The organism is Streptomyces sp. NPDC043867, assembly GCF_056435845.1.
Genome location: NZ_JBWKDS010000043.1, coordinates 24,163 through 38,589 on the forward strand (window position 1 = coordinate 24,163; position 14,427 = coordinate 38,589).

The window sequence follows — 14,427 nt, forward strand, 5'->3', positions numbered from 1 at the left end:
CGCTTCACTCCTTTACGAACATCTGGCGCAGGCTGGGGCGACGGGGAGCGGCCGGTGCCTCCGACCAGGGTGCGAGCTCGGCCACCGTCGGCAGGTCGAAGACCTTTCCGATCGGTATCTCGATCCCCAGCTCGGCCCGGGCGCGGCTGATGAGCCGGGTGGCGAGCAGGGAGTGCCCGCCGAGCTGGAAGAAGTCGTCGTCGAGACCGACGCGCGGCACCTCGAGCACCTCGGCGAACAGCTCGGTCAGGGCCTTCTCGCGCTCGGTGCGCGGGGCACGGTAGGCGGTGCCCGTGAACTCGGGCTCGGGCAGCGCGGCCCGGTCCAGCTTGCCGTTGGGCATCAGCGGCAGGCGGTCCAGCACCATGAAGTGGGACGGCACCATGAACTCGGGCAGCCGCTCGGCGACGAACCGGCGGAGCTTCTCGGATTCGGTCTCTCCGGACGTCACCACGTACGCGACGAGCTGCGTGCTGTTGCCCGCTGCCTGCCGGGCGACGACGACGGCCTGGGTGATCTCGGGGTGCGCGGCGAGTGCGGCCTCGACCTCGCCGGGCTCGACACGGAAGCCGCGCACCTTGACCTGCGCGTCCCCGCGGCCCACGTAGGCCAGTCGGCCCTCGCTCAGGCGGGCCAGGTCGCCGGTGCGGTACATGCGTGCGCCGGCCGGGCCGAACGGGTCGGCGACGAATCGCTCGGCGGTCAGGTCGGCGCGGCCGTGGTAGCCGCGGCCCACGGCCCCGGCGACGTACAGCTCACCGACCTGGCCCGGCGGCACCGGGTTGAGACCGGGACTGAGGACGTAGGCCCGCATGTTGCCGAGCGGGGTGCCGATGGGCGCGCTGCCCGTCCAGTCGCCGGTGTCGCCGTCAACGGTGAAGGCGGTGGCGTAGAACGACTCGCTCTGCCCGTAGGCGTTGACGATCCGTACCCCGGGGAACGCGTTCCGCACCGTCTTGACGAGCGAGGGGGGCAGGGCCTCGCCCGCGAAGACGACCGTCTCCACGCTGGTGCCGCCGCGGATGCCGTCGACGAGTTCGGCGAAGGCGGACGGGACGGTGGAGATGATGCCGCCGCTCCAGCTCTTCCGTTCACCGAGGACCAGGACGTCCCGGACCAGTTCGACGATGCCGCCGGTGGCGAGGGTCGTGAAGATCTCGAACACCGAGACGTCGAAGTTGACGGAAGTGCCCGCCAGGAGCCGTTTGCCCGGTTCCATGCCGACGCGGGGGGCGAGTTGCAGTACGCCGTTGACCACGTTCGCGTGGGTGATGGCGACGCCCTTGGGAGTGCCCGTGGAGCCGGAGGTGTACATCACGTATGCCAACTGCTGCGCGTGTACGTCCAGTTCGGGGCCGGTGGCGGTTCCGGACAGGTCGAGCGTGTCGAGGAGGACACGGCGGGCGCCGTGTTCGGGCAGTGCCGCGACGGTCGTGGAGTGGGTCAGGACCAGGTGCGGCCGCGCCTGGTCGAGGATGGCCGCGATGCGGTGGCTCGGGTAGTTGGGGTCGACCGGCAGATAGGCGCCGCCGGCCTTCAGGACGGCGAGCAGGGCGACCACCAGGTCCGCCGACCGCGGCAGCGACACCGCCACCAGCGTCTCCCGGCGCACGCCGAGGCCGGCCAGTTCGTGCGCCAGGCGGTCGGCCCGGGCGTTCACCTCGCGGTACGTGAGCGACTCCCCGTCGGCGATGACGGCGACCTCGTCCGGTGTCCGGGCCGCCTGTGCCTCGACGAGAGCGGTGATGGTGACGTCGGGAGTCGGGACGGCCGTGTCGTTGAACGCGTCGAGGAGGCCGGCGGACTCGGCCGACTCCGCGCTTTCCAGCTGAGCGACCGTCAGTTCGGGGGTGGCCGCCAGGCGTTCCAGGATGCGCACGAAGCGGGCCGCGTACGCCTGCACGGTGTCCCGGTCGAAGGCACCGGGCGTGTACTGCAGAAGGAACTGCAGGTGCGACTCGACCGCCGCCATCAGAGCCAGGGGGTAGTGGGTGCCGTTGTTCGGGCACAGGCCGGTGATGGCGATTCCGCCGGCGGCTTCGGTCGCGGCGCCGATGCCCTCCTGGTCGACCGGGTAGGACTCGAAGACGACCAGCGTGTCGAAGAGGGACGGCAGGCCGACGGACTGCTGGATCTCCGTGAGGCCGTAGTGGTGGTGCTCCAGAAGGCCGGCCTGCCTGCTCTGGAGGCGGGTGAGGACCTCGACGAAGGTGTCGCCGGGCGCGTACCGCACCCGCACGGGCAGGGTGTTGATGAACATCCCGACCATCGACTCGACGCCCGCCACCGCGGCCGGGCGCCCCGACACGGTGGCGCCGAAGACCACGTCCTGGCGGCCGGTGAGCTGGCCGAGCAGCAGCGCCCAGGCGCCCTGGACCAGGGTGTTGACGGTGATGCCCCATTCGGAGGCCCGCCGGTTGAGTTCACCGGACACCTCCTGCGGGAGGGCGAACTCGATCTGGTCGAGGCCGTCGTCGGCCGCGGCTCCCGGCGCGAGCAGGGTCGCCTCCTCGACGCCGTCGAGTTCGGCCGCCCAGGCGCGTGCGGCCTCGTCCTGGTCCTGCCGTGCGCGCCAGGCCAGGAACTCGCCGAAACTGCGGGTGGCGGGCAGGCCGGCCCCGTCGCCGTGGGATGCGTAGAACAGCAGCAGGTCCTGCAGCAGCAGGGGCGTGGACCAGCCGTCGTACAGGGCATGATGGACGGTCATCACGAGTTCGGACCGGCCGGGTTCCAGGACCACGAGGGCCAGCCGCATCAGCGGCGGGGTGTCCAGGTCGAAGTGGGCGGCCCGGTCCTCTGTGAGGAACCGCTCGAGCGCCGCGGACCGTTCCGCCTCACCGTGTCCGCTCAGGTCGAGGTGGCGCCACGGCAGGACAACTCCGTCCGCGGGTACCACCTGTACGAAACCGCCCCCGGCCTGGTTGACGAACGCCGCTCGGAGGTTGGCGTAGCGCCCCAGCAGTGCCTGTCCGGCCCGGCGCATCCGCTCGGGGTCCACCTCGCCGGCGAGATGGAACACCAGCTGTACGTGATAGGCGTCGAACGAGGGGCCGGCCAGCATCGAGTGGAACAGGATCCCGGACTGCGCCGGGGTAACCGGCCACACCTCGGCGAGGTGGCCGAACCGGTCCTCCCAGGCGTCGATCTCCTGTTGGCTCACGTCGACCAGGGGTGCGTCCGTCGGCGTCATGCCGCCGGCGTCGGGTGTCGCGGCGTGCCGGGCCAGCGCGGTCAGCGCCCGGGTCCACAGGCCGGCCAGCTCGGTGACTTCGTCGCGGGAGAGCACTCCGGTGGGGAAGCCGAAGTAGGCGGTCAGCTCCTCTCCGCGCGGGGTGCCGGTGGCGACCGCGTTGATCTCCAGCGCCGACAGCACCGGCATGTCCGCGTCCGGTGCGGCGATCAGGTCCTGCTGTGTGGTGTCGGGGGCCCAGCCCAGGCCGCGCAGTTCCTCGGGGATGTCCGCGCCGGACGTCCGGCCGAGGTAGTTGAACCCGATCTGGGGTTCCCGGTCCGCGGTCAGTGCGGCGGCGGTCCGCGGGTTCAGGTGGCGCAGCAGGCCGAAGCCGATGCCGTGGTCCGGGACCGCCCGCAGCTGCTCCTTGACGGCCTTGACGGCCCGGCCGGCGGCGGGGCCACCGGCGAACGCGTCCGCCACGTCGATGCCGGTCAGGTCCAGGCGCACCGGATACATCGCGGTGAACCATCCGATGGTTCGCGAGAGATCCGCGCCGGGCGCCACCTGCTCCTCCCGGCCGTGTCCCTCCAGCCGGACCAGCGCCGAGGAGGCGGGCACGCCCCGGTCCTGGCGCCAGCGGGCCAGCGCCAGGGCCAGCGCGGCCAGCAGCCCGTCGTCGACACCTCCGCTGAACACGGCGGGCACCGTGTCCAGCACGGCCTTGGTGACGTCGGCCGGCAGCTGGATGCGCACCGTGTCCACGGTGGCGGCGACATCCCGTGCCGGGTCCAGCTCCCGCGCTCCGAGCACCGGCTCGTCCTGGCGCAGGATCCGCTGCCACAGGGGCAGTTCCGCCGTCCGCCGCTCACTGACTGCCTCGTCGGCCAGGGCATGCGCCCACCGGCGCAGGGAGGTTCCCGTCTCTACGGGTTCCGGGGTGCCGCCGTTGCGGACCTGCTGCCAGGCCGCGACCAGGTCGGGCACCAGGATCCGCCAGGACACCCCGTCCACGGCCAGGTGGTGCAGCACGATCAGCAGCCGGCCGGCGCCGGTGGCGGAGGTGAACCACACGAACTGCGCCATCACGCCGGCGTCCGGGTCCAGCCGGTTCGCGGCCGCATCGAGTTCGGCGTGCACGTCGGCGTCGTCGTAGGGGACTTCGCGCAGCAGCGCGCCTGCGCGCACGGTGTCGGCGGGTTCGATCCGCAGGCCGGGCTCCAGCCGCACCAGCCGGGCGCGCAGCACATCGTGCCGGTCCAGGACGGCCTGAAGGGTGGCCAGCAGTTGGGCCCGGTCGATGCCGTGGGGCAGGGTCAGCATGCCGGACATGCAGAACCGGCCGAGGCCGCCGCCGAGCGCGAGGACGTGCTTGGCCGTGGGCATCAGCGGGGCCCATCCCGTGCCACCGCCCGGCAGCTCCGCCAGGGTGACGCGTTCCGCCTCGCGTCCTGCGACGAGTTCCGCGAGCTGGGCGACGGTGGAGTGCTCGAAGATCTCCCGTGTGCTGATCTCTATGCCGCGTGCCCTGGCCCGCGCGACGATCTGGATGGAGCGGATGCTGTCCCCGCCGCTGGCGAAGAAGTCGTTGTCGACGCCGACGCTGTCCACGCCGAGCACCTCGGCGAACAGTGCGCTGAGGGTCTCCTCGACCTGGTTGCGCGGTGCCCGGCCGGTCGATGTCCGCGCGTCGTCCGGCGCGGGCAGCACCCGGTGGTTCAGTTTCCCGCTCGACGTCAGCGGCAGCTCCGAGAGCGGCACCAGTGCGTTGGGGACCATGTAGTCGGGCAGCCGTCCGCGCAGGTACCCGGGCAGCTCGACGAGCAGCGGGCCGAGCGATCTGGCCAGGGCGGGGGCGTTCGTCCGGATGCGCCCGCCGGCACCGCCGGCGACGAACGAGCCCGACACGCTCCGTCGCCCGGCCTGCTCGGGCAGCAGCACGGCGTCGAAGTAGCGCGGGTCCTGGCCCGACCAGGTGAGAATCGCGTCCCGGCCGTGCTCGCGTGCCCAGGTGAGCAGTTCCTGCGGATCGACCGGCCTGCCGGGCAGGGGCGCCGGGTCGAGGAGACCCGTCCCGACGGTCAGGGCGGCCTCCTCGGTCAGGCGTGCGTTGGGTATCCCGGTCACCCGCACCGGGCCGCCCGCCCCGTCCGCGGAGTCGAGGTCGGCCAGGTCGAACACCTCTCGGCCCCACGACACGGACGGCGCACCGGTCAGGTCGAGCACGTCGGCCGGCTGCTTGTGCAGGATCACCTCGTAGCGGTGCCGGGTCAGTTCGTTCTGTGCCTGTCCGGGCTTCAGCCGGATGTCGACGGCGACGGAGTCGGCGGTGGCCCGCTCGGTGAACCACTCCGGGGCGATCACCAGTTCCTGCTCGGCGAGCAGTGCCTTCTCCACCAGTGTCCGGAGTTCCTCGTGCGAGGCGTGGGGGTGCGCCGCGTGCTGCACCGCGGTCTGGAAGAGGCGGCAGGTGGCGGCGTTGCGGACGTCACCGACGATGATCCGGCCGCCCGGTGCGAGGAGGTCCATGGCCTGGCGCAGTACCTGTTCCAGGTATTCGGCGCTCGGAAAGTACTGGACCACCGAGTTGAGGAAGACGGTGTCGAAACCACCCTGGGGCAGCCCGGACATGTCGTGGGCGGGCTGGGCACTCAGATGGACCCGGTCGCCGTAGCCGGCCTGTTCGGCCTGGGCCCGGACCCGGTCGACCACGGGGGCCGAGATGTCGGTGCCCCAGTACTCCTCGACCGCACCGATGATCTTCCCGAGGAGCAGGCCGGAGCCTATGCCGATCTCCAGCACCCGCCTCGGCGCGAACTGCAGTACCTGGGCCACGGCCGCGTCCTGCCACTCCAGCATCTGCGCGCGTTCGATGGGCTCGCCGGTGTAGCTGGAGTTCCAGCCGCGGAAGTCGTCGCCCAGCCCGTCGTCGAACTCGGCGTAGTTGTCGTCGTAGATCTCGCGCCATTCGTCCACCTGGGCGTCGGCGTCGGCTGCCGCGGCATACGGTTTGGGCACCACGTACCCCACGAGCTGGTTGCCGCCGTGCTGGTTCTCACGCACCACGACTGCCGCCTGCGCCACACCGGGGTGCGTCGTCAGCGCGTGCTCGATCTCACCCAGCTCGATGCGGAAGCCGCGGATCTTGACCTGGAAGTCGGTCCGGCCGAGGTATTCGACCTGGCCGTCCCTGTTCCACCGCACCAGGTCTCCGGTGCGGTACATCCGGCTTCCCGGCTCCCCGAAGGGGCAGGCGACGAACCGGTTCGCGGTCAGCCCCCGCCGGCCGAGGTAGCCGCGGGCCAGGCCGGTGCCCGCGAGGTACAGCTCGCCCGCGACGCCGGGAGCGACCGGACGCAGCGCGGCATCCAGCACGTAGAGCCGGGTGTTCCACACCGGCGTGCCGATCGGCAGCCGGTCCGCGCCCGGCACGTGCTGCTGGGCGGTGACCTCGACCGACGCCTCGGTGGGCCCGTAGAGGTTGTGCGCGGAACAGTTCGGCAGCAGGCCGGTGACCTTGTTGGCCAACTCGGCCGGGAACGCCTCGCCTCCCGCCTCCACCCAGCGCAGGCTGGAGCACCGTGCCGCCGCGGGTTCGGCCACGAACACCTCCAGCAGGGAGGGGACGAAGAAGGCTCCGGTCACTCCCTCCCGCCGGATCAGTTCGGCCAGGTACGCCGGATCCCGCTGCCCGTCCGGGCGGGCGATCACCACGGCCGCGCCGGCCTGCAGCGGCGTGAACGACTCAGGCACCGATGCGTCGAAGCTCGCCGACGAGCTCACCAGGACCCGGTCCGCGGTACCGATGCCGAAGTACGCCCGCCGCCACGCCAGCATGTTCATGACCGACCGGTGGGCCACCTGCACGCCCTTGGGGGCACCGGTGGAGCCGGAGGTGTAGATGACGTAGGCGGCGTTGTCCGGCGACAGTGACCGTTGCGGGTCGCTCTCCGGGTGTCCGGACACGTCCGGGAGCGCCTCGTCGAGCACCAGCAGCGGCTTCGCGTCGTCCAGCAGGTGGCGCACCCGGTCCTCGGGCAGCTCGGTGCCGACCGGCAGATAGGCCGCGCCCGTCTTGAGTGCCGCGTAGACCGCCACCAGAAGATCCACCGAGCGAGGGATCCGCACCGCGATCAACTGCTCGGGGCCCGCACCCTGTTCGATGAGATGGTGGGCCAGCTGGTTGGCGCGCCGGTTGAACTCCCCGTACGTCAGCCTCTCCTGCTCCCCGATCAGCGCGAGCCGGTCGGGGTCACGCCTCACCTGCGCCTCGAAGGCGTCCGGCAGCGTCTGCGCGGCCACCGGGTGAGCGGTGTCGTTGAGCTGGCGCACCAATCGGTCCCGCTCGTCCGGCGCCAGCACCTCGACGGCGCCGACCGGCACCGACGGGTCCTCGACGACCTGCTCCAGGATGCGCACGAACCGGTCGACGAAGGTGGCGGCGGTGGTGTGGTCGAACAGGTCCGCCGCGTACTCGAGCAGGCCGTGCGCGCCCCCGGACGCCTGCGGGACGATGTTGAAGAACAGGTCGAACTTGGCGGTGCCGGTGACCGCCGCGACGGGGGTGACCCGCAGACCCGGCATCTTGATCTCCGGCCACACGAACTGCCAGCCCAACACCGTCTGGAACAACGGTTGGTACGCGGTGGAGCGTTCCGGGTTGAGCTGCTCCACCAGCCGCTCGAACGGTATGTCCTGGTTGTCGTACGCGGCGAGGGCCTTGTCCCGCACCTGCGCCAGCAGGTCAACGAACATGGGGTTCTTCGTCAGATCGGCGCGCAGCACCCAGGTGTTGACGAAGAAGCCGATGAGGTCGTCGAGTTGCTCATCGGGGCGCCCCTCGATCGGGTTGCCGATCGGCACGTCCTCCCCCGCGCCCAGCTTGTTCAGCAGCACCGCCAGCGCGGCCTGGGCCACCATCGGAGCCGTGGCGCCGTGGTTGCCGGCCAGCTTCTGCATCCGGGACAGCAGCTCGGGGGCCAGCACGAAGGGGACCTCACCGCCGCGGTAGCTGGCCGAGGTCGGCCGCGGGCGGTCCAGCGGCAGCTGCAACGGCTGCGGAATCTCGGCCAGTTCCTGCTTCCAGTAGGCGAGTTGCGCCGCGGTGACGCTCTCGGGATCGTCGTCGTCCCCCAGGAACTGCTGCTGCCACAGCGTGTAGTCCTTGTACTGCACCGCGAGCGGCTCCCACTGCGGCGCATCGCCCCGGTGGCGCGCCGCGTACGCCGACATCAGGTCCCGCAGGAACGGCCCCATCGACGCCCCGTCCGCGGCGATGTGGTGGAAGACGAACACCAGGACGTACTCGTGCGCGGCGACCTGGAAGACGGTCGTGCGCAGGGGAAGCTCGGTCACCACGTCGAACGTCTCGCGCACGGTCTCGCGCACCGCGGCGTCCACCGCGTCCGCGGCCACCCGGACCACCCGGAAGGGCAGCACCGCCTCCCGCACGGGCACGATGCGCTGCTCCCCCGTGCCGTCGGAATTCTCGACGACCAGGGTGCGCAGGCTCTCGTGCCTCGTCGCGACATCCGTGACCGCCGCGGCCAGGGCCGTCGTGTCCAGCGTCCCCTCCAGGCGCAGCACGAACGGGACGTTGTAGGTCGCGGACGGGCCTTCCAGCTTGTGAAGGAACCACATCCGGCTCTGGGCGAAGGACAACGGGATCATCGACGGTTCTCCTGTACGGTCATCTGTCGCGGCTGCGGGCGTTGCGAGGGCCGGTCTTCGAGCTGCTCCCGCGGGCGGCGTCCACTGGTTCCCACGTCGCCGGCACTCCCCCCGCGGTGCGAGTGCCGGCACATCCGGTGTTCGAGCCGTTCGGCAGGCAGCCGAGCCGGCCTCCAGGGGCCGACCCACGCGCCCGGCGTACGTGGGCGATCACAGCGGCGGCCGAGGGGGCTTCCACGACCTTCCGGCGTGGCGGGGGCCGGTGTTCAGTTGGCCGCCATGACCCCCTCCGGGCTCCTGGGGCGCAGGTGGGGCCGGTTCTGCTCGGCGTACTGCGGGCACTCGGCGTCGGCCGCCTCGCCGAAGGCCGCCACCCGCCAGGCTGCCGGCACCTCGGCGAGAACCGGCCACGGAGATGTTCGCGCCTCGTCGCCGGCCACGACGAGGAAGCGGCCGTTCTCGTCATCGAAGCGGTTCACACTCAACGGGCACCGTCCTTAACCGTCACGAGCCGACTCGGGATCCGCGCACTTCACCGCTGGGTGGGAGAAGGCACCTGCCGGTCGCGGGCCCGCCGTACGGCGTTGTCCGGTCGACAGGACACCCGGCATCGGGGCTGCCCGGCATTGGTCGTCACCGTAGGGACCCGGCCATCAACGCGACAAGGACGGCGGGCCGGCCGACGCCCCGGGGGCCGCCGCGGTCCACACCCGCCGGGATCCTCTGTACCCGGCGCCGTCGCTGTGCCAGGATGCGACTCCGTGGCCGGGAGTGGCTGGCGAAGAGCCGAGCGGTGATCCAGAATGCTTCGGTGGTCACGCTTGAGACTCCCCGTCTGATCCTGCGTCGCTGGCGCGAGGAAGACGTCGCGCCCATGGCCGCCGTCAACGCCGACCCCGAGGTCATGCGGTGGATCCGTGACGGCAGCATCCGTGACGAACAGCAGACCCGCGACGCGATCCGGGCATGGGAGAGCGAGTGGGAGTCACGGGGCTTCGGCCTGTTCGCCGCGGAGCTCCGGTCCACCGGCGAACTGGCCGGGTTCACCGGCCTCTCGGTGCCCGACTTCCTGCCGGAGGTACTGCCGGCGGTCGAGGTCGGCTGGCGGCTGGGACGTTCCCACTGGGGACGGGGCCTGGCCACCGAGGCCGCTGTGGCAGCTGTACGGTTCGGGTTCGAGGAGCGAGGGCTGGAGCGGATCGTCAGCATCGCCCAGGTGGGCAACGACGCCTCTGAACGGATCATGGTCAAGCTGGGGATGCAGCCGGTCCGTGAGACCGTCGCTCCCGCCTCCGGTCGGCGAGTACGGGTGTTCGCGTTGTCGTCGGACCAGTACGCCACCACCACTCGGTGACGGCGGCCACGAGGACGGCGGCCTCGTGGCGGACCGCGAGTTCGGCGGTCCCGGCGGCCCACGGCCCGCTGCCTCCTGAGGCGATCGACGGCGCACAGCGGGCACCTGCCCGGGGAGGGAACTGGGTTCGGCGGTACGGCAGTTGAAGACCGGTGGACGCTCCAGTCCCTCCCCGACCTGCTCGGGCTCGCGAATACCTGGGCTGGGGCATCTCCGCGCTGAAGGCCCGCTGACGACCCGCCCTCACGTGCGGGCCGGATCCCAGCCACCCGTCCGGCCCGCACACCACAAGGTCCTCCACCGCCACCCACGCACTCCACGGCGCCTTCCCCCACCAGGCCGGCCCGGCCCGGGAACGCCGCGACAAGGCCGGCGGCGCTCGGTGCGGCGCAGGAGACAGTGCCGGGGCCGCGTGCGGCACCATGGAGGTTGTGCGTACCCGACCTGTGCTTGTCTTCGACGGGGACTGCGGCTTCTGTACGACCGCCGTGGACCGTCTCCAGCACCTGGTGCGGCCGCGCTGCGCGGTCGTCCCATGGCAGCGTGCGGATCTTGCCGCACTCGGCACCGACCGGCGCCGGGCGCAGTACGAGGCTCTGTGGGTGACCCCGGCGGGCGAGGTGTACGGGGGTGTGCGGGCCGTGGCGAAACTGCTGATGAGTGCGGGCGGGGTCTGGGCTGTCGCCGGGGCCGTGCTGACGCTTCCCCCGGCGCGCTGGGTCGCTCACGGCGCCTACCGCCTCGTGGCGAACCATCGCGGACGCCTGCCCGGGGGAACACCGGCCTGCGCGCTGCCCGCGGGGCAGAACCGCCCGAGGCAGAACAGCTAGTGCCGCATCAGGCGACGTTCGCCCTGTTCACGACCTCGCGGAGGCGTTCGTCGGCGGCGTGCTTGTTTCACCAGATGATCTAGCGACGGATCATGCTGCCCTGCTCGAGTTGTCGAGCACGATCGCGATGACATTCCGCTCGGCCCGGACCAGGTCGCGGTGAGCATCCGCCAACGCCTCACGGGTGCGTCGAGGAGATCGCCGTCGCGCCCGCCGGCCAGGACGAGGTGACGCTCGCCGAAGGCGTGGAAGTGCCGCCGGTGATCACACAGGCAGATATATTTCGTAGCTCGATATATACTCGAAGCATGACCAGACAGAATCCGCCCTTGACGGAACCGCAGTACTTCATCCTCGCTGCACTCATGGATGGTCCGTTGCACGGTTACGGCATCATCAAGGCTGCCGAGCAGGCCACCCGCGGGCGGCTCCGGATCGCTGTCGGCACTCTCTACGGCGCGCTGGAGCGGATGGAGCGGGCCGGGCTGGTGGCCGCCGGCCATGAGGAGATCGTGGACGGGCGGGCGCGGCGCTACTACCGGCTCACCGAGGACGGCACCGAGGCGCTCGGCCGGGAGGCGCTGCGGATGCAGCAGGCGGCGGCCGTCGTCATCGGACACTCGCGGGACGCCGGAGCGGCCCCGGCATGAATCGTCTGCTGCTTGCGGCCTATCCCGAGCCCTACCGTTCCCGGCAGGGAGAGGAGGTGCTGGCCTGCCTGTCCGAGGCGTATCCCGGCCGCTCCTGGCCCCCGCCGCGGGAAGTCGCCGCCCTGGTGCGCGCCGGGGTGCAGGCCCGCGCCCGTGCCGTCGTCGACGACACGGCCCGGCCGTGGTGGCTGGACGGCATCCATCTGGCCGCCCTGGCCCTCGCCGCGCTGGCGCTGGTTCCGTACTTGCAGGATGTGTGGCACTGGGCACTGCACATCGACCCCGGACAGCATGCCATCGCCTTCCGCTTCTCCGGCTGGTACCCGTGGGCCGAAGGTCCCACGCGGATACGGCTGCTGCCCTACGGGCTGCTCCCGCTGGGCTGCCTGATCGCCCTGCTGCGCGGCAGACCGTGGATCGCGCTGCCGGCCGCGGCAGCCATGATGTGGGCCGGCGCCACGTCCCACGGCCGCACCCTCTTCGGCGACGAGGGCAAGGCGGGCCTGGGCTACTACGGTCTCGGCGCCCCGATAACGGCCCGTGACCTGGTGCTGTCCGGGGCACTGTGCGCCGCGTGCGCCGTACTGGCGCTCTGCCGTCCCAGCCGTCTGCGACGCCGCTCGTACGGCTGGCTGGCCCCCGTCACGCTCGCCATGTTCGTGGCCGGGGGCCTGCACATCATCTCCGTCAGTCCGGCTTTCCAGCGCGGTTTGTTCGTCCTCGAAGTCGCCGCGCTGATTGCCGCGTGGGTGGCGACGGCCGCCACCGGCGACCACCGGTGGCTGATCCCCGTCGCGGCGTTCGCGATCGTCCGCACGCAGGCGATCGTCGTCCGGCCGGACGCGTTCATGCAGTCCTTTCCGGACCTGGTCGTCCTCATCATGCTGATCGCACCCCTCCCCGCCCTGGCGATCGCCGCCCAGCGCCGACAGGGGCAGGCACTCGCCGAATAGGAGCGGACCACCCGGTGGGCCGGCCGAGCCCGGAAGGCCCACGTCGTGCCGCAACACGTGCGTGATCGAACTCCCCCCAACGGAAGAAACAGAGCGATGACTCAGCACGATTCTCAGTCCCTGCCCGCGCACCGTCCGGGGGCCTCATGGCAGGCCCCCGAGGCCCCCGACGACCCCAGCCCGTCGCGTACGACACGGCTGTGGATGCCGGCTCTGCTGTACACCCTGGGGTTCCTGACGGTCTACCTGCTCGCCATCTGCACCCCGTGGGGGCAACGAGCTGAGAACGCCCTGTTCGGTCTCGGTGAACAGGGCGGCGAAGAAGCATGGATCTACCCCCTGTCAGGAGCGGCCTACGGCTCGACGCCCCTGCCGCCGATGGAATTGAGCGCCAAGCCCACCGTGATGGTGGGCCTGGCCGTCATCGTGGTCCTCACCCTGGTGCGGCGGTGCTGGCGGCAGGGGTGCGCGGCGCTCGGGGTCGTCATTCTCACGACCGTAGGCAAGGAGGTGCTCAAATCGACCATCCTGCCCCGCCCCGATCTGGTGGGCGCGCCGGAGAATCTCCTTGATCAGGGTTTCCCCAGCGGGCACACGGCCATCCCCGCCGCGCTGACCCTCGCCGCCGTCCTCGTGGTTTCCCCCCGCATCCGCCCCTACGTCGCCACGGCCGGTGTGCTGTGGCTCGCCTGCATCGCCGCCGCCAGCGCGACCATGGGCGGCCACCGGCCCAGCGAAGTGCTGGGAGCCACCCTGTTGGCCTGTGTCTGTTACGGCCTCGCAACCTGGCTGCTGACGCCAGCCGCCGTGCCAGACGCCACGCGGAGCCCCCGTGCGCTGCCCCTCATCACCCTGACGCTGGCCTTGGCCGTCGCCCTCGTCTCCGGCGCACGGAATGACACCCTCACAAGGTCACTGGTCTCCGCGGCGACGGCCTTCATATGTGCGGCCCTGGTCTGGTACGCCGCAGTCGGGCGGCCCGCACACACCGCACGCCGCACACGCCCCGCACGGGACTGACCACCCGGCCGGCTCCGGGCAGCAGGTCCGGCGGATCGACGATGACGAGGGCCACGGCGGTGTCAGGACCAGGCGACCTCACCGTGCCGGGAGACGAAGCGTCCGGTGCCGGCGCCGGGCCCCTCGGTGGCGAGGGCGACGATCGCGTCCGTTCCCTCGGTCACGGTCTGGGGACCGCTGTGGCCGTTGAGGTCGGTGGCGGTGTAACCGGGGTCGGCTGCGTTGACCCGGATGCCCTTGAGGCCCTTGGCGTACTGCGTGGTCAACATCGTCAGGGCCGCCTTCGAGGAGGTGTACAGCGGCGCCACGACGTGCGACTCCGGCCTGCCGGGGTCGTGGGTGAGGGCGAGGGAGCCCATGCCGCTGCTGACGTTGACGATCACCGGGTCGTCCGAGCGGCGCAGCAGCGGCAGGAACGCCGTCGTGGTCCGGATGACGCCGATGACGTTGACGTCGAGGACGGCGAGGGCGTCGGCGGCGGTGAGGTCGCTGGGATCGCCGAGGGGGCCGTGCACGCCGGCGTTGTTGATCAGGACGTCGATCCGGCCCTCGTGTTCGGCGACGTTCGCGGCGGCGGCGGCCACCGACGCGTCGTCGGTCACGTCGATGGGGACGTAGCGCGCCCCGAGCGTGGCGGCGGCCTCCTCGCCCTGCTCGCGGTCGCGGGCCCCGACGAGCACGGTGTGCCCCTTCTCGATCAGGCGGCGGGCGGTCTCGCGGCCGAGACCCTTGTTGGCTCCGGTGATGAAGGTGATCGTCATGCGTTCGATACTGGCCG

At 71.5% G+C, this 14,427-nt stretch carries 8 protein-coding genes; 5 read left to right on the plus strand and 3 right to left on the minus strand.

Annotated elements, in window-relative coordinates:
• Positions 1 to 4: 4 nt before the first annotated feature.
• Positions 5 to 8,842 carry a non-ribosomal peptide synthetase gene (locus tag AC069T_RS31635; protein ID WP_478786004.1) on the minus strand — a complete coding sequence of 2,946 codons (8,838 nt, stop codon included), beginning with the start codon at positions 8,840 to 8,842 and terminating at the stop codon, positions 5 to 7.
• A 266-nt stretch (positions 8,843 to 9,108) separates the two neighbouring features.
• The gene (locus AC069T_RS31640) at positions 9,109 to 9,321 is read right to left on the minus strand and encodes an MbtH family NRPS accessory protein (RefSeq protein ID WP_478786042.1); all 213 of its coding nucleotides are present in this window, start codon (positions 9,319 to 9,321) and stop codon (positions 9,109 to 9,111) included.
• A 332-nt stretch (positions 9,322 to 9,653) separates the two neighbouring features.
• On the opposite strand from AC069T_RS31640, the gene AC069T_RS31645 reads away from it, so the two are divergent.
• From AC069T_RS31645 to AC069T_RS31665, 5 genes are all read left to right on the plus strand, one after another.
• Entirely contained in the window at positions 9,654 to 10,196 is a 543-nt protein-coding gene (locus AC069T_RS31645; RefSeq protein WP_478786005.1) for a GNAT family N-acetyltransferase, read from the plus strand.
• Between the two features lie 431 nt (positions 10,197 to 10,627).
• Positions 10,628 to 11,026 (plus strand): thiol-disulfide oxidoreductase DCC family protein, encoded by a 399-nt coding sequence (locus tag AC069T_RS31650; protein ID WP_478786006.1) that lies wholly within the window; start codon positions 10,628 to 10,630, stop codon positions 11,024 to 11,026.
• A gap of 308 nt (positions 11,027 to 11,334) precedes the next feature.
• Positions 11,335 to 11,676: a PadR family transcriptional regulator gene (locus tag AC069T_RS31655; protein WP_478786007.1), complete on the plus strand. Its 342-nt coding sequence runs from the start codon at positions 11,335 to 11,337 to the stop codon at positions 11,674 to 11,676.
• A complete protein-coding gene (locus AC069T_RS31660) occupies positions 11,673 to 12,629 on the plus strand; it encodes a hypothetical protein (RefSeq protein WP_478786008.1) in 957 nt (318 codons plus the stop codon). The genes AC069T_RS31655 and AC069T_RS31660 overlap by 4 nt, the downstream gene beginning before the upstream one ends.
• 96 nt (positions 12,630 to 12,725) lie before the next feature.
• Positions 12,726 to 13,649 carry a phosphatase PAP2 family protein gene (locus AC069T_RS31665; protein ID WP_478786009.1) on the plus strand — a complete coding sequence of 308 codons (924 nt, stop codon included), beginning with the start codon at positions 12,726 to 12,728 and terminating at the stop codon, positions 13,647 to 13,649.
• A gap of 62 nt (positions 13,650 to 13,711) precedes the next feature.
• Here AC069T_RS31665 and AC069T_RS31670 read toward each other — a convergent pair whose 3' ends face one another.
• Positions 13,712 to 14,410 (minus strand): SDR family NAD(P)-dependent oxidoreductase, encoded by a 699-nt coding sequence (locus AC069T_RS31670; RefSeq protein ID WP_478786010.1) that lies wholly within the window; start codon positions 14,408 to 14,410, stop codon positions 13,712 to 13,714.
• Positions 14,411 to 14,427: the final 17 nt, after the last annotated feature.

Bases quoted from the DNA above. Each gene is read 5' to 3' on its own strand.
- AC069T_RS31660 (WP_478786008.1), top strand. From the start codon at position 11,673: ATGAATCGTCTGCTGCTTGCGGCCTATCCCGAGCCCTACCGTTCCCGG.
- AC069T_RS31670 (WP_478786010.1), bottom strand. From the start codon at position 14,410: ATGACGATCACCTTCATCACCGGAGCCAACAAGGGTCTCGGCCGCGAG.
- AC069T_RS31665 (WP_478786009.1), top strand. From the start codon at position 12,726: ATGACTCAGCACGATTCTCAGTCCCTGCCCGCGCACCGTCCGGGGGCC.
- AC069T_RS31635 (WP_478786004.1), bottom strand. From the start codon at position 8,842: ATGATCCCGTTGTCCTTCGCCCAGAGCCGGATGTGGTTCCTTCACAAG.
- AC069T_RS31655 (WP_478786007.1), top strand. From the start codon at position 11,335: ATGACCAGACAGAATCCGCCCTTGACGGAACCGCAGTACTTCATCCTC.